This window comes from Streptomyces sp. AHA2 (assembly GCF_036857595.1).
In the GTDB taxonomy this organism is placed as follows: Bacteria; Actinomycetota; Actinomycetes; order Streptomycetales; family Streptomycetaceae; genus Streptomyces.
Window position 1 is genome coordinate 539,783 of record NZ_JAUQWJ010000001.1, and the last position, 14,339, is coordinate 554,121.

13 protein-coding genes are annotated in these 14,339 nt (G+C 74.9%); 8 read left to right on the forward strand and 5 right to left on the reverse strand.

What is annotated here, in order from left to right; translation table 11 throughout:
• Nucleotides 1-23: 23 nt before the first annotated feature.
• The 3 genes from Q5694_RS02580 to Q5694_RS02590 are packed head-to-tail and all read right to left on the reverse strand — an operon-like array spanning nt 24 to nt 1,762.
• A complete protein-coding gene (locus Q5694_RS02580; RefSeq protein WP_333930296.1) occupies nt 24-788 on the reverse strand; it encodes a metallophosphoesterase family protein in 765 nt (254 codons plus the stop codon).
• Nucleotides 785-1,072, reverse strand: coding sequence for a BON domain-containing protein (locus Q5694_RS02585; protein ID WP_333930297.1), 288 nt, complete (start codon nt 1,070-1,072; stop codon nt 785-787). The genes Q5694_RS02580 and Q5694_RS02585 overlap by 4 nt, the downstream gene beginning before the upstream one ends.
• 12 nt (nt 1,073-1,084) lie before the next feature.
• Complete coding sequence (locus Q5694_RS02590; RefSeq protein WP_333930298.1) at nt 1,085-1,762, reverse strand: nucleotidyltransferase family protein; 678 nt, start codon at nt 1,760-1,762, stop codon at nt 1,085-1,087.
• 317 nt (nt 1,763-2,079) lie between these two features.
• On the opposite strand from Q5694_RS02590, the gene Q5694_RS02595 reads away from it, so the two are divergent.
• The 3 genes from Q5694_RS02595 to Q5694_RS02605 all read left to right on the forward strand — a co-directional run bounded on the left by Q5694_RS02595 (nt 2,080) and on the right by Q5694_RS02605 (nt 7,300).
• Nucleotides 2,080-2,289 (forward strand): hypothetical protein, encoded by a 210-nt coding sequence (locus Q5694_RS02595; protein WP_333930299.1) that lies wholly within the window; start codon nt 2,080-2,082, stop codon nt 2,287-2,289.
• A 109-nt stretch (nt 2,290-2,398) separates the two neighbouring features.
• The gene (locus tag Q5694_RS02600; RefSeq protein WP_333930300.1) at nt 2,399-2,941 is read left to right on the forward strand and encodes a hypothetical protein; all 543 of its coding nucleotides are present in this window, start codon (nt 2,399-2,401) and stop codon (nt 2,939-2,941) included.
• A gap of 18 nt (nt 2,942-2,959) precedes the next feature.
• On the forward strand, nt 2,960-7,300 hold the full coding sequence (locus tag Q5694_RS02605) for a cation-translocating P-type ATPase (protein ID WP_333930301.1): 4,341 nt from the start codon (nt 2,960-2,962) through the stop codon (nt 7,298-7,300).
• A 63-nt stretch (nt 7,301-7,363) separates the two neighbouring features.
• Here the strand turns inward: Q5694_RS02605 and Q5694_RS02610 are convergent, their stop codons facing one another.
• A complete protein-coding gene (locus Q5694_RS02610) occupies nt 7,364-7,813 on the reverse strand; it encodes an SRPBCC family protein (protein ID WP_333930302.1) in 450 nt (149 codons plus the stop codon).
• A gap of 154 nt (nt 7,814-7,967) precedes the next feature.
• Between Q5694_RS02610 and Q5694_RS02615 the strand changes: the two genes are divergently transcribed.
• The 3 genes from Q5694_RS02615 to Q5694_RS02625 all read left to right on the forward strand — a co-directional run bounded on the left by Q5694_RS02615 (nt 7,968) and on the right by Q5694_RS02625 (nt 9,391).
• Nucleotides 7,968-8,411 (forward strand): phage holin family protein, encoded by a 444-nt coding sequence (locus Q5694_RS02615; RefSeq protein WP_333930303.1) that lies wholly within the window; start codon nt 7,968-7,970, stop codon nt 8,409-8,411.
• Complete coding sequence (locus Q5694_RS02620) at nt 8,408-8,839, forward strand: DUF3618 domain-containing protein (protein WP_333930304.1); 432 nt, start codon at nt 8,408-8,410, stop codon at nt 8,837-8,839. The genes Q5694_RS02615 and Q5694_RS02620 overlap by 4 nt, the downstream gene beginning before the upstream one ends.
• A 99-nt stretch (nt 8,840-8,938) precedes the next feature.
• A complete protein-coding gene (locus Q5694_RS02625; protein ID WP_333930305.1) occupies nt 8,939-9,391 on the forward strand; it encodes a flavodoxin family protein in 453 nt (150 codons plus the stop codon).
• A gap of 6 nt (nt 9,392-9,397) precedes the next feature.
• On the opposite strand, the gene Q5694_RS02630 is transcribed toward Q5694_RS02625, so the two are convergent.
• Nucleotides 9,398-10,651 (reverse strand): YhjD/YihY/BrkB family envelope integrity protein, encoded by a 1,254-nt coding sequence (locus Q5694_RS02630; protein ID WP_443040809.1) that lies wholly within the window; start codon nt 10,649-10,651, stop codon nt 9,398-9,400.
• A gap of 620 nt (nt 10,652-11,271) precedes the next feature.
• Here Q5694_RS02630 and Q5694_RS02635 point away from each other — a divergent pair.
• Nucleotides 11,272-11,904, forward strand: coding sequence for a GNAT family N-acetyltransferase (locus tag Q5694_RS02635; RefSeq protein WP_333930306.1), 633 nt, complete (start codon nt 11,272-11,274; stop codon nt 11,902-11,904).
• A gap of 286 nt (nt 11,905-12,190) precedes the next feature.
• Nucleotides 12,191-14,212 (forward strand): DUF1996 domain-containing protein, encoded by a 2,022-nt coding sequence (locus Q5694_RS02640; protein ID WP_333930307.1) that lies wholly within the window; start codon nt 12,191-12,193, stop codon nt 14,210-14,212.
• Nucleotides 14,213-14,339: the final 127 nt, after the last annotated feature.

The following is a 14,339-nucleotide window of genomic DNA, read 5'->3' on the forward strand; positions in this document are numbered from 1 at the left end:
GGCGGTTCGGGGAACGGGCGGGATCAGTGCGCGTGTTGAGCGGCGGCGCCGGTCGCGGCGCGCTCCCTCACCGGCAGGTGGTAGACGTGGAAGGCACGCCCGATGACCGGCTGGGCGACGTTGCGCACCCGGACGCCGCCGGAGGTCATGCCGTGCTCGGTGCCCGCGTGCGCGTGGCCGTGCACGGCGAGGTCCGCGCCCGCGGTGTCGATCGCCTCGGCCAGCAGGTAGCTGCCCAGGAAGGGGTGGATCTCCAGGGGCTCGCCCGCCAGCGTGTCGGCGACGGGGGAGTAGTGGGTCAGGGCGATCCGCGCGTCGCAGCCCTCCTCGGCCAGGCGCTCCAGGGCCGTTCGCAGGCCGTCCGCGCTCCGGCGCGAGTACCGCACGAACTCCTTCATCACCGGCTCGCCGAACTCCCCGGCGCAGCGGCCGACGAAGCCGCCGCCGAACCCCTTGGTGCCGGCCACGCCGATACGCGCCCCGCCGCTCTCCACGACCGTCCCCTGTCCCTCCAGGACATGGGCGCCGGCGTCCCGCAGGATCTGCGAGACCTCCTCCGGGCGGTCGTCGTGGTGGTCGTGGTTGCCCAGCACGGCGACCACCGGGACGCCGAGACCGTGGATCTCCCGGGCCACCACCCCCATCTCCTCGGGGGTGCCGTGCCGGGTGAGGTCCCCGGCGAGCAGCAGGATGTCGGCGCACTCGGGCAGGGTCTCGAACGCCGGGCGCAGCACGCCCTGGCTGTCGGGCCCCATGTGGATGTCCCCGACGGCTGCGATGCGGATCATGACAGCTCCTCCGCGTGGTCGGGGGAGGACGCCTCGGTGACCACGAGGTCGCTGTGGACCGGGAAGCCGGCCAGCTCCTCCTGGACGGTGCGCAGGATCTCCTCGCGGCAGGGCGCCGAGGGCACGGTGCCGGTCAGCAGCACCGCGTGGCCGCGGGCCTCGACCCGGACACCCAGTTCACCGAGCTCGCCCGAGGCGAGGCGGTCCTGGAGGTGGGCGATGCGGTAGTCCAGGTTGTCGGGCGGCGCCGCGCCGCCGGTGTCCTGGGAACCGTGGGTGCTCATGGGGGTGCTCCTTCAGATGACGTTCAGGCGCTCCAGGAGGAAGAAGAAGGCCGCGGGCATGGGTTCGTCCCCGCACTCGCCGCGCACCCGCTCCCAGTCGACCTTCTCGCGCAGCGCCCGCGCGATGGGCAGGACCGCGCCGAAGTCGCAGTGGTGCTCGGAGAACGCGGCGAGCAGGCTCCACAGCAGGTCGGTCGGGGCCAGCACGGGCATGCGCACCGAGTCGACCGACAGTTCCTCGGCCCGCTCCAGCATGTCGGCACCGACCGGGCGGTGCGCCAGCTCGAAGATGACGTCGACCGGCTGGCCGAAACACGTGGCCTTGATCAGCCAGTCCTCCGGCGGGGTGTACACGGTCAGGCCGGCCTCGCGCAGGGTGGCCGCGACCGCCTCCGCGTCCTCGGGGCGGATCGCGAAGTCGACGTCGTGCTGCAGGTTCTTCTCACCGCCATGGGCGTACGCGGCCACACTGCCGGCCAGCGCGAACAGGTGCCCCTTGCGCTTCAGCAGCGCGCCGACCTGCTTGGCCGCCTCCAGGATCGCCTGGTTGCGGTCCAGGGGCAGCTCGTGAGGGGGCTCGTCCGCGACCGGGTCGGGTGGTGGCGGGGAGTCGGTTCCACCCGGTGCCGTCCGGAGATCCGGGACCCCCGGCCCCCGGACGAGCGTCGCGTCATCCCCGTTGTGCGTCATGACCACTCCTTCGCGCCGAAGCCGGACACCGCTCCTGTGCGGCGTCCGGACCCGAGACGGCCTGCGTGTGTCCGCATCGAGTACCCGGCGCGCCCGCCCCGACACGGAAGGCTTCCGGCCGCCGGCGGCCTCCGCGCCCCACCGGCGTGCCCGTTCGGACGGCCTCCGGTGTCCGGCGGTCCGGCGGCCCCGGCGCTCCGCCCGGCCGCCGTCGTGCCCCGGCCGCGGCCCCCCCTCCGGTGGCGGTCCGCGTCGCTCCTGGTGAGGCTGGTATCGGCCCGGAGCGCCCGGGTCCGTACCGCCGACGAGGAGCACCCATGCGCACGCTGCCGCACGCCGTGATCGCCGCCCTGGCCCTGTCCGCGCTCGCCCTGCCCGCCCGCGCCGCCGCCCTTCCCGCGGACGTCACCCCCAGCCAGTGCATCGCCGGTGGCGGCATGATCATCATCTCCGCCGTGGGGCAGGGCAGCGACGGGTACACCAAGCGCTGCGAGGGCGGCATCCACGACGGCCAGACCGTGACCTGAGTCCCCCGGCCGCACAGGACAAGCGCGCACACCCCCGAAAGCGGAGTATGGGGGCAAAAGACCGGGAAGGCGGATGAAAGCCACCGGACACGCGTCTGTGGAGGTCGACATGAACCACCAAGCACCAGCGGCCGCTCTCCCGCAGCCCCTGCGAGCCGTCGCCTCCGGCCTGAAGCACCTGCCGGGCGCGGACCAGGTCGGCAAGGTCGCGACCGAGGCCCTGGACAGGATCGGCGCCGTGTCGCCCCGCGGACGCCGGATGGCCGTCTACGCCGGTGCCGGTGTGCTCGGCGTCGCCGGCGTCGTGGAATGGCCGGTCGCGCTGACCGGCGCGGCCGTCGCCTGGCTCACCCAGCCCCGGCCCGGACCGCGGCCCGACGGCACCGCCTCCGACGGCGCCGCCACGACCGGCACGACGGGTGAGGCGACCTCCGCCCGCGAGGAGCCCGACACCTCCGCCTCCGGCCCCGGCGACCGGCTCGCCGCCTCCCACTACCGGCGGGAACGGCCCGAGCAGCACGTCCACGAGCAGCCCGCCAAGGTCGGCGACACCGCCACCGCCTCCGCCCTGAAGCAGGTCCACGAAGCCGCCGCCCACGGCGAGGGCAGCGGCCACCGACAGGAACACGACACCGGCCGCTCCACCGGCTGACCCGAAAGACGGCAGCAGATGCTCACTCGCTTCGACGCCGCCCCGCTCGTCGGGGCCCTGGCCGGCGCTGCCGCCGGTGCCGCACGCGGCACCGCCCGGACAGCCGCCTCCGCCTACGGCACCACGCGCCGCGTGCGCAACGTCGCCCGCAACGCCCTCGGCGGCGGGCAGCACTGGACGGCGGGGCGGCGCGTCCACCTCGCCCTGCGGCACCCGCAGGGCGGGACCGCTGCACTCGCCCACCGGGCGGCGGTGGAACTCCTCGACCACCCCGAGGTGCTCGCGGCCTACTGGGACGAGGGCCTGGCCCGCCTGGTGATCACCGTCGCCGAGGACGCCGCCACCGACCGGGTCACCGAGCACGCCACCGCCCTGGCCGCCCGGCTCGGCCTGCACGAGGGCGCCGACCCGGTCGCCCGGGAGACCACCCACCCCGGCGACCCCCGCGAGGTGCGGGTGACGGCCGCCACCGTCCTGATGAACGCCGCCGGGGCCGCCGGGGCCCTGGCCGGGCGCTCCCTGCGCCTGCCGCCCACCTCGCGCGTCGTCACCGCCACCGTCACGCTCCTCCGGGAGAACCCGCGCTTCCGGGCCGTGCTGCGGCAGCGCTTCGGCACCTCCGGCATGGAACTCGTCCTCGCCGCCGCCAACGCGGCCGCCCACGGCGTCGGCCAGACCCCCCTGGCCCTCGTCCTCGACGGTGTCCTGCGCACCGGCCAGCTCACCGAGGCCGTGGCCCGCGCCGCCGCCTTCGAGGCCCTGCACGACGACATCTGCCACGACCGCCGCACCAGCCTGCCGGCCCCGCCGGACGCCCGCCCGCCGCTCAAGGTGACACCGGCCCAGGAGTACGCCTCCCACGCGAGCACCGGAAGCCTCGTCGGCGCCGCCGCCACCCTCCTCGTCACGCACGACGCGGGCGAAGCGGCCGAGGCGGTCCTGGCCGGATCGCCCAAGGCCGCCCGCTACGGCCCGGTCGCCTTCGGCTCGCTCCTCGGCACCCACCTCGCCCGGGCCGGCATCCTCATCCGCAGCGGCGAGCGGCTGCGGCAACTGGAGATCGCCGACGCCCTGGTCCTGCACGCCGGCGCGCTGCGCAGCCGCCGCGCGGAGACCGGCGACGACGCCGACGGCTTCCCCGACGACCCCGTGCACCCCTTCGCCGAGGCCGTGCTGGACGCCGCCCGCCGCGCCGGACTGCACGTCGTGATCACCGGCGGCTCCGACCTGAAGGACATCACCCGGCTCGCCGACGAGGTCGCCCCGGGCACCAAGCCCTTCGGCGACGTCGTACGGGCCCTGCAGGAGGACGGGCGCGTCGTGGTCGCCGTCGCCCGCCTGGACGGCTCCCAAGGCGGCGGGGACCTCGCGGCCGGGCTGGCGGCCGCCGACGTGGCCGTCGCCCTCACCGACGGCCGGGCCGCCGTCCCCTGGGGCGCCGACGCCCTCGCGCCCGGCGGCCTCGCCGACGTGTGGCGGCTGCTCACCGCCATCCCCGCGGCCCGCCGCGTCGGACGCCGCTCGCAGACCCTGGCCCGCGCCGGAGCCGCCCTGTCCGGGCTGCTGGTGGCGCGCGGCGGGCGGCCCCCGGGAGGGCGGTTCCTGTGGCCCCTGACCCGGCACGCCCCCGTCAACATCGCCGCGGCCAACGCCCTGGTGACCGGCTGGCTGGAGGCGACCCGGGTCGCCAGGGCCACCCCGCCCCCGCCGCGGCTGCACATCCCGTGGCACGCGCTGGAGCCCGACGAGGCCCGCGACCGGATCGGCCGCACCCGCCGCGACGACGAACCCCAGGGCCTCGCCCTGCTCACCGACCGCTCGCGGCGGCAGGCGGCGCGCGTGGGCCGCCACCCCGCCCTCGCCCCGGCCCGCTGGACGTGGCAGGCCGCCGGAGCGGTCCGCCGGGAACTCGACGATCCGCTCACGCCCGTCCTGGCCACCGGTGCCGTCGCCTCCGCGCTGCTCGGCTCGGTCGTCGACGCGCTGCTCGTGGTGGGCGCGATGGACCTCAACGCCGTCACGGGCGGACTGCAGCGGCTGCGCGCCGAGCAGGCCCTCGCCCGGCTCGCGGCCCGCCAGCAGCCCAAGGCCCGCAGGCACGAGGGCCGCCGGCGCACCGTCACCGTCGACGCCACCCGGTTGCGGCCCGGCGACGAGATCAGCCTCGGCGCCGGGGACGTCGTCCCGGCCGACGCGCGGCTGCTGGACGTCGACGGCCTGGAGGTCGACGAGTCCGCCCTCACCGGCGAGTCGCTGCCGGTGACCAAGTCCCCCGAGGCCACCCCCGGACTGCCGGTGGCCCAGCGCACCTGCATGGTGTTCGAGGGCACCACCGTCGTGGCCGGACACGCCACCGCCCTCGTCGTCGACACCGGCGACCGGACGGAGGCCGGCCGGGCCGTCAGTCTCGCCGCCCGCACGCCCCCACCCGCCGGCGTCCAGGCCCGGCTGCAGGAACTGACCCGCAAGGCCCTGCCGGTGACCTTCACCGGCGGCGCCGCCGTGACCGGGCTCTCCCTGCTGCGCGGCAGCCCCGTCCGGCGGGCCGTCAGCGGCGGTGTCGCCGTCGCCGTCGCGGCCGTGCCGGAGGGACTGCCGCTGGTCGCGACGGTCGCCCAGATGGCCGCCGCCCGACGGCTGTCCCGCCGGGGCGTCCTGGTGCGCACCCCGCGCACCCTGGAGGCGCTCGGGCGGGTCGACACCGTCTGCTTCGACAAGACCGGCACCCTCACCGAGAACAAGCTGCGCCTGGTCAAGGTGGCCACCGCCGACGGCACCGTCCTGGACGCCGGCGGCGAACGGGCCGCCCCCGTCGTACGCCTGGCCGCCCGTGCCTGCCCGCAGGAGGAGACCGGACAGGGCCGCCGCATCGCCCACGCCACCGACGAGGCCGTCCTCGACGTCGCGCCGCCCGACCCCGGCTGGACCCCGGCCGGTGAGCTGCCCTTCGAGACCCGCCGGGGCTACGCGGCGGCCGTCGGCCGCAACGGCGACCCCGACTTCGGTGAACTCCTGGTCGTCAAGGGTGCCCCCGAGACGATCCTGCCCGCCTGCCGCGACCTGCCCGCCCACGCCACCGACACCGCCCACGACCTGGCCGGGCAGGGCCTGCGGCTGCTCGCCGTGGCCCGGCGCCCCTGCCGGGCCGACGACGCCCAGGCCGAACTCGACGCGCCCCTGGCCGACCTGGAGTTCAGCGGCTTCGTCGCCCTGGCCGACGTGCCGCGCGACACCTCGCACGCCCTGCTGGTGGAGCTGCGCCGCTCCGGGATCCTGCCCGTCATGCTCACCGGCGACCACCCGGAGACCGCCCGCGCCATCGCCCGGCAACTGGGCTGGCCGGAGGAGACCGAGGTCGTCACCGGCGACGAACTGGTCGCCATGGAACGCCGCGAGCGCGTGCGGGCCCTGCGCGGCGCGGGTGTCGTCGCCCGGGTCGCCCCCGAGCAGAAGCTGCACGTCGTCGAGGCCCTGCAACAGGCCGGCCGGGTCGTGGCCATGGCCGGCGACGGAGCCAACGACGCCGCCGCCATCCGCGCCGCCGACGTCGGGGTCGGCGTCGAGTCCCGCGGCTCGGCCGCCGCCCGCAACGCCGCCGACCTCGTCCTGACCACCGGCGACCTGTCCGTCCTGGTCGACGCAGTCGTCGAAGGCCGCGCCCTGTGGCGCAGCGTCGCCGACGCGGTCAGCATCCTCATCGGCGGCAACGCGGGCGAGGTCGGCTTCAGCGTGCTCGGCACCCTGCTGGCCGGCGCCTCGCCCCTGTCGACCCGTCAGCTGCTGCTGGTGAACCTGCTCACCGACATGTTCCCGGCCATGGCCGTCGCGGTCACCCCCAGCGACGACCCCTCGACCGCCGAGCACGCGGCAGCCGGCCCCATGGGTCTCGACGTCCTCGGCGCGCCGCTGCTGCGCTCGATCCGCCGCCGCGGCATCACCACCTGCCTCGGCGCGGTCACGGCGTACCTGATCGGCCGTCTCACCCCGGGCACGGAACGCCGGTCCACCACGATGGCCCTGTGCGGAGTGGTCGGTGCGCAGTTGGTGCAGACCCTGTCGGGGCGGCGGCACAGCCCGCTGGTGTGGGCCACCGCCCTCGGCTCGGCCGCCGTGCTCGCCGCCCTCGTCCAGACACCGGGCGTCAGCCACTTCTTCGGCTGCACGCCCCTCGGACCCGTCGCGTGGGCCGGTGTCGCCGCCGCGATCGCCCTCTCCGCCCTGGCCCCCCGCCTGGAGCGCCTCCCGGCCGTCCACGCCCTCTACGGCGCCGCCGCGCACCTCGCCCTGCGGCTCAACGACCTGATCCGGCGCTCACGGCAGGTCATGCAGAGCGGCGTCGCCGCCCCCGCACCGGCGTGAGAACGCCGAAGCGGCCGCCACCCGTCGTGGGGCGGCGGCCGCTTCGGCGTCGGCGTCCTCGGATCAGACCTCGCCGCGCCAGGCGCCGGTCTCCGTCCCGCGGGACTCCATGAACTCCTTGAAGCGGCGCAGGTCGCCCGAGACCTGCCGCTTCACGAAGCCGAGCTTGTCCCCGACCGTCTCGGCCAGGCCGTCGGGGTCGAAGTCCATCTGCAGCATGACCTTGGTCGTGTCGTCCTGGATCCGGTGGAAGGTCACCACACCGGCCTGCTTGGCCTCACCGTCGACGGTGGTCCAGGCGACCCGCTCGTCCGGGATCTGCTCCGTGATCTCCGCGTCGAACTCCCGCTCCTGGCCGCCGATCTTCGTCACCCAGTGCGTCAGTGTGTCGCTGCGCTGCTCGATGCGCTCGACCCCGTCCATGAACTGGGGGAACGACTCGAACTGGGTCCACTGGTTGTACGCGGTGCGGACCGGAACACGGACCTCGACGGATTCCTCTACCTGCGACAAGGCGAAAACCTCCCTTTCTCGTACGGCCGGGCCACGGCCGGGTACCGGAAATCGCGCGGGTCACTCATGCACATGACGACTTTGTGCTCGCGGTGTCCGTTCCGGCCCAGCCGGGGTACCCGGGCCGGAAACCACAGACCGGGAGGTGAAAGCCATGGCGGACACGGACCACAGGGCCGCTGCCGCACCCCGCGCATCGAGCGCCCCCACGGCCGCCGACGAGCCCGTCGGCGAGCTGGTGCAGCGTGCCACGCAGCAGCTGACGGAACTGGTGCGCGCAGAGATGCGCCTGGCCCGGGCGGAGATGACCGAGAAGGGCAAGCGCTTCGGCAAGGGCGGCGGCCTGTTCGGCGGAGCCGGCGTGCTCGGCTTCGTCACGCTGCAGGCCCTGGTCGCCACGGCGATCGCCGCCCTGGCGGTACCGCTGCCGGTGTGGGCGGCCGCGCTCATCGTCACCGCCGTCCTGGCCGTCGCCACGGGCCTGATGGCCCTGGCCGGACGCAAGCAGGTGCAGAAGGCCGGTCCGGCCACCCCGCAGCAGACCATCGACAGCGTCAAGGCCGATGTGGCCGAGATCAAGGAGAGTGCACAGCGATGACCCAGCCTCCGCACGACGAGCCCACCGCCCAGAGCCCGGAGGAACTGCGCGAGCAGGTCGAGCGCACCCGGCACGAACTGGGGGACACGGTCCAGGCGCTGGCGGACCGGACCGACGTGAAGGCCCGCGCACGCGAGAAGGCCGTGGCGGTCAAGGAGCAGGCCGGGACCAAGGCGCAGGAATGGCGCGGGCAGGCGATGGCCAAGGCACAGCAGGTCGCCCACACGGTGGAGGAGAAGCTGCCCGAACCGGTGAAGCAGAAGGGTGCCGCGGCCGCCCAGGGCGCGAAGGAGAAGGCCGCCCAGGCCGAGCAGGTCTGGCAGGACAAGGCCCCGCAGCAGCTGCGTGACCGCAAGGCCGCCCTGCTGGCCGGTGCCGGCGCCGTGCTCGTCGCCTGCCTGCTGCTCCGCCGCCGCAGCCACCGCTGACCGGCGATCCGGCCGGGCGGGGCGCCCGGCCGGCGCGCCCGACACGGGACCCCGTCTCCGCTTGCGGTGGCGGGGTCCCGGACGGCAGGGTCACATGCCGTGGCCACACTGCTGATCGTCCATCACACGCCGTCCCCCAACTGCCAGGCGCTGTTCGAGGCGGTCCTCTCCGGCGCGACGGACCCCGATATCGACGACGTCCGGGTGGTGCGCGTCCCCGCGCTGTCCGCCACCGCCTCCGACGTGCTCGCCGCCGACGGCTATCTGCTGGGGACCCCCGCGAACCTGGGGTACATGTCCGGCGCCCTCAAGCACTTCTTCGACCAGGTGTACTACCCGTGCCTGGACGCCACCCGAGGCCGCCCCTTCGGCTACTGGGTGCACGGCGGCAACGACGTCACCGGCGCGGTCCGCGGGATCGAGTCCCTCACGACCGGCCTCGGCTGGCGCCGTGCCGCCGAGGCCGTGACGGCGACCGGGGAACCGGACCGGGACGACGTGGAGAAGTGCCGGGAACTGGGTGCGGCCGTGGCCGCCGGGCTCATGGGCTGAGTCCGGTCACGTCCCGCCCAGCCGCCGCCGGTCCTGCTCGTCCCAGGTCCGGGTGTCGCGCGGCTGCGTGTACGGCTCGGCCTCCGGCGGATGCCCGCCGGCGATGGCCCGCTGCCGCACCGCCTCCGCGTCGAACTCCAGCCCCAGCAGGATCGCCAGGTTGGTGATCCACAGCCAGACCAGGAAGACGATGACACCGGCCATCGTGCCGTAGGTCTTGTTGTAGGACGCGAAGTTGGACACGTAGAGGGCGAACCCGGCCGACGCGACCAGCCAGATGAACAGGGCGATCAGGCTGCCCGGCGTGATCCAGCGGAACCCCTTGACCTTGGCGTTCGGCGTCGCCCAGTACAGGATCGCGATCATGGCGCTCACCAGCAGCACCAGCACCGGCCACTTCGCGATGGACCACACCGTCAGCGCGGTGTCGCCGACGCCCAGCGCCGTCCCGGCCTGCCGCGCCACCCCGCCCGTGAACACCACGATCAGCGCACTGATCACCGCCATCACCATGAGCACGACCGTCACGGCCACCCGCACCGGCAGCAGTTTCCACACCGGCCGGCCCTCGGGCATGTCGTAGACGGCGTTGGCCGAGCGGATGAAGGCGGCCACGTAGCCGGACGCCGACCACACGGCCAGCACGACACCGACGACGGCCATCACGGAGCCGATGCCGGCGTTGCCCTGCAACTGCTCGACGGCGCGGGTGATGATGTCGCGGGCCGAGCCGGGGGCGAGCTGCTGGACGTTGTCCATCACCTTGTCGGTCGTCGACTTCCCCGTGAGGCCCAGGATCGACACGAGCACCAGCAGCGCCGGGAACAACGCCAGCACGCCGTAGTACGTCAGCGCCGCCGCGCGGTCCGTCAGCTCGTCGTCCTTGAACTCGCGCAGGCTGCCCTTCAGCACCGCGACCCACGACGTGCGGGGCAGCTCGCTCGGCGAGTCCGGTGCGGCGCGTTCGACCTCGGGTCCGGGGCCGGGCTCGTCCCGCGCCCCGGCGGACTCGTCCCGCCGCTCGGCGCCGGGTTCCGCCGCGGCAGCTTCCCCCTGCTCGCTCCCGAAGGCCCGACGTGCGTCCTCCCGGGTCCCGGCACGGGCGTCCCGGTGCTCGGACCCGGGCTGCGGACGCGGCTGCGCACCGCTCTGGGCGGGTGACCGGTCCTGCTCCGCCGCGGACCCCGGGCGCGGGTCCTCGGGCGGCGGGGCCTGGCTGGTCCGGTGCTCTTTCCGGCCCGGTATGTGCAGTTTCACCATGTGGCCCGGGTAACCCCGGGCCGCATGCTTAAGCCGGGTCCGGCACGCCGTCCACCGGACGGATCGCTCCCGCGATCCGAGGCCCCGCTCCCGCAGCGCCTCCGCGAGAACGCGTACGGCCTCGGGCCCGATGCCGTGGAGGGCGAGCAACTCGGCCGCGGAGTGCCCGGCCACCTGCTCCAGGGTGGTCGGACCGGCGCCGGCCGGCGCACGGGTGGCGGGCCTGCCGATCCCGGCGGCGAGGTCACCTCCCGGAGCGCCGGGCGCCGCCCCGGTCGCGGCCGGGGCGGCGGCGAGGCGTGCGGGGGCGCGGCCGGACCGGGCCGCCCCACCCAGCGCGTCGCCCGCCTCGCCGTCGAGGTCCGCCACCGGCGCCGCGCACCCGATCGTCGCCCCGCCGCGCATGACAGGCGTACCCCCCGACGCGCGGCCGGGACCGCATCGGCCCCTCCGGCCGGCAGGCGCAGGCGCGGCAGGCCCTCCTGCGTCACCCGGGCGAAGTCCTCACCGCGCGCCAGGCGGGTCACGGTTCCCGCCCGCTCCTCGTCTGCGGCAGGGTGAGCGCGGCCCGTCACGGGAGAAGGTTGAGGGAGCGCTCCCATAGCGGGCACGATGCCGTCATGACCGCGTCCCCCGCCATCCGTCCCTACCGCCCCGAGGACCGGGCGGCCCTCGACGACATCTGCGTGCGCACCGCCCACAACGGCGAGGACAGCCGCCCGCACTGCGCGGACCCCGGCATCTTCCCGGCGACGTTCGCCGCCCCCTACGTGCATCTGGAGCCCGAACTCGCCTTCGTGCTGGACGACGGCCGCGGGGAGGCGGTCGGCTACGTCCTCGGCACCGCCGACACCCCGCGCTTCGCCGAGGCGTTCCGCACCGTGTGGCTGCCCCTGGTCGCCGGCCGTCACCCGCGGCCACCGCATCCGCCCCGCACCCCGGACGAGGTGATCGCGGGGCTGCTGCACCACCCCGAGCGGATGGTCCTGCCCGAACTCGCCGGCCACCCCGCCCACTTGCACATCGACCTGCTGCCCGAGTGGCAGGGCCGCGGACACGGCCGCCGCCTGATGCGCACCTTCCTCGCCGCCCTGGCGGACGCAGGAGTGCCGGCCGTCCATCTGGCCATGGCGACCGCCAACGTCCGGGCCCGGGCCTTCTACGACCGCATGGGCTTCCACCGACTCGACGTGGCCGACCCCGGTTCGGCCACCTTCCTCGGCCGCACGACCGGGGAACTCGACCGGCTCTGACGAACGCCGGCGCGCCCCGCCCCGAGCCCGGCCGACCCGCGCCTCCGCCGTCGGACGACGTGTCGGGCGGGGCCCGACTGCCCCGCGCTTCCTGAGAGTTCCGCGAAAAAACCGGAGGCGGGTGAACACATCCGCGCTCCCGTACGTATGGGGCGAGGGGATTTTCATGCCCGGCAGCCACAAGCGCAGGAGAGCACCCTTGGGACGCAACACGCGAAGACGCCCTACCGGCCCACGACGCGCGACCTTCGCCGCATTCGCACTGATCCTGGGCGGAGGCGGCCTGATGGCCGCGAACGTCTACGCCTCCGCCACGGACGGCTTCTCGGGCGATGACCCCGCCCGGACGCGGTCCGCAGCAGGGATCACCGGGGGCGCCACCATCGACTGCCCGGACGTCGGCACCAAGCTGACCTCGGTGCCCGAGCAGGCCCGCGAGGAGGTGGACAAGGAACTGGCGGCGCTGGACCAGCAGATCGCCAAGGCCTACCAGCAGTTGAGCGAATCGGCCCAGCAGGTGCAGCAGGACGCCGCCTTCGCCGACAACGCGATCATGAACCCGCTCAAGGAGAAGCGGGGCGCCACCCTGGAGCGCATCGCCATCGCCATCGACCGTGCCGGGGACCGTCCCGAAGGGCTCGCGGACCTGGCCGCCTGCACCGTGCGCGAGTCGGGCAACCAGGCCCCGGCACCGGACGGGGGCCAGGACGGCGGCGACCGGCAGGACGGCCAGGAGCAGGACAAGGGCGGCCAGGAGCAGGGCAACGGGCAGGGTGCCAACGGCGGCCAGGCCGGCAACGGCCCCGTCGCGGCCGACTTCGCCGACATCAGGAACGTCCAGCCCAACGTGAACGAACCGCGCCCGGAGGGCAACGCCTCCCGCGGCTCCTTCGCCACCAGCTGCGGCGTGAACGAGAACGGCCTGTTCAACTCGGACAACGTCATCGTCGCGCCCGGCGTCACCAACGGTGCCCACCACTTCCACGACTACGTGGGCAACCAGGCCAACGACGCCTTCGCCAGCGACCAGGACCTGGCGAACGCCGGGACGAGCTGCGACGACCAGCGCGACAAGTCCTCCTACTACTGGCCCGTGCTGCGCCTGCAGAACGGCACCCAGGAGCAGGACGCGCAGAAGCCGGGCGGCGGCATCGAGGGCAACACCGGCGAGATCGTGACGCCGAAGCAGGTCACGCTGAACTTCGTGGGCAACCCGCGCGAGAAGGTCACGGCCATGCCGCGGCTGCTGCGCATCATCACCGGCGACGCCAAGTCGTTCGTCAACGGCCCCGCCAACGCCAACGCGTCCTGGAGCTGCACGGGCTTCGAGGACCGGCAGCTGAAGGACAAGTACCCCCTGTGCCCGCAGGGCAGTGACGTGGTGCGCACGTTCAGGTTCCAGAGCTGCTGGGACGGCCGCAACATCGACAGCGCCAACCACCGCACCCACGTGGCGTTCGCGGACGCCGCGGGCAACTGCCCGTCCGGCTTCCGCCCGATCCCGCAGCTGGTCCAGCGCATCGTGTACGACGTCGACGCGCCCAGCCTGCAGGACGGCGGCCGGACGACCCCGCTGTTCGCGGTGGACTCCTTCCCCGAGCAACTGCACAAGCCGGTCACCGACCACGGCGACTTCATCAACGTCTTCGACGAGGAGCTGATGGGGGAGATGGTCGACTGCATCAACGAGGGCCGCACGTGCGGCGCCGGAGCGGGCGGCGGGCAGGAACCCGCGCCGGGCGAGGAGCCGACGCAGGAGCCGAGCGAGTCGCCGGAGGCCCCGCAGGAGCCGACGAAGACGCCCGAGGCCCCGCAGGAGCAGCCCACGAAGACCCCGGACGCCCCGCAGGGCGGTGACGGCGGCAAGCCCGCCGACGAGCCGGGCAAGGGCGACGATGCCGGCAAGGGCGATGACGCGGGCAAGGGCGACGACGCCGGCAAGGGCGATGACGCCGGCAAGGGTGACGCCACCGAGCCTCCGGCGGACGAGCCGGCTCCCGGTAAGGAGCCAGGTGACGCCTCCACGGCGCCCGGCAGGGCCGAGCCCGAGGTGAAGGCGACCGAGGCCGGCGAGCAGGGCGGCGGCGCCAAGGGCAACGACGAGGACACGGACGGCCTCGGTGACGCCCAGGCCGTCGGCACGGCCACCAGTGCCCCGCCGACGCCGACGGCCCCGCCGCAGACCGAGCCGCAGGCGGTCGGCGGCGGCGGCCTGGCCGACACCGGCGCCCAGTTGTGGCCGGCCGCGGCGGGTGCCGTCCTGGTGATCGCCGGCTTCGTCGTCCTGCGCCGGGTGCGGCGCACCTAGCGGCCGGACGGCAGTCGAGCGCCCGTGAGGCGAACGGCGGTGGGCTCTCCGGCAAGCCGGATCCCACCGCCGTTCGCGTGCACGGGGAGCGGGTGCGGCGGGCACCCTTCGGCGGCCGCCGAAGTGC

What these genes read in the sequence shown, in the direction of transcription:
- Q5694_RS02580 (WP_333930296.1), bottom strand. Translation starts at nt 788, where the DNA reads ATGATCCGCATCGCAGCCGTCGGGGACATCCACATGGGGCCCGACAGC.
- Q5694_RS02585 (WP_333930297.1), bottom strand. Translation starts at nt 1,072, where the DNA reads ATGAGCACCCACGGTTCCCAGGACACCGGCGGCGCGGCGCCGCCCGAC.
- Q5694_RS02590 (WP_333930298.1), bottom strand. Translation starts at nt 1,762, where the DNA reads ATGACGCACAACGGGGATGACGCGACGCTCGTCCGGGGGCCGGGGGTC.
- Q5694_RS02595 (WP_333930299.1), top strand. Translation starts at nt 2,080, where the DNA reads ATGCGCACGCTGCCGCACGCCGTGATCGCCGCCCTGGCCCTGTCCGCG.
- Q5694_RS02600 (WP_333930300.1), top strand. Translation starts at nt 2,399, where the DNA reads ATGAACCACCAAGCACCAGCGGCCGCTCTCCCGCAGCCCCTGCGAGCC.
- Q5694_RS02605 (WP_333930301.1), top strand. Translation starts at nt 2,960, where the DNA reads ATGCTCACTCGCTTCGACGCCGCCCCGCTCGTCGGGGCCCTGGCCGGC.
- Q5694_RS02615 (WP_333930303.1), top strand. Translation starts at nt 7,968, where the DNA reads ATGGCGGACACGGACCACAGGGCCGCTGCCGCACCCCGCGCATCGAGC.
- Q5694_RS02620 (WP_333930304.1), top strand. Translation starts at nt 8,408, where the DNA reads ATGACCCAGCCTCCGCACGACGAGCCCACCGCCCAGAGCCCGGAGGAA.
- Q5694_RS02630 (WP_443040809.1), bottom strand. Translation starts at nt 10,651, where the DNA reads ATGGTGAAACTGCACATACCGGGCCGGAAAGAGCACCGGACCAGCCAG.
- Q5694_RS02635 (WP_333930306.1), top strand. Translation starts at nt 11,272, where the DNA reads ATGACCGCGTCCCCCGCCATCCGTCCCTACCGCCCCGAGGACCGGGCG.
- Q5694_RS02640 (WP_333930307.1), top strand. Translation starts at nt 12,191, where the DNA reads ATGGCCGCGAACGTCTACGCCTCCGCCACGGACGGCTTCTCGGGCGAT.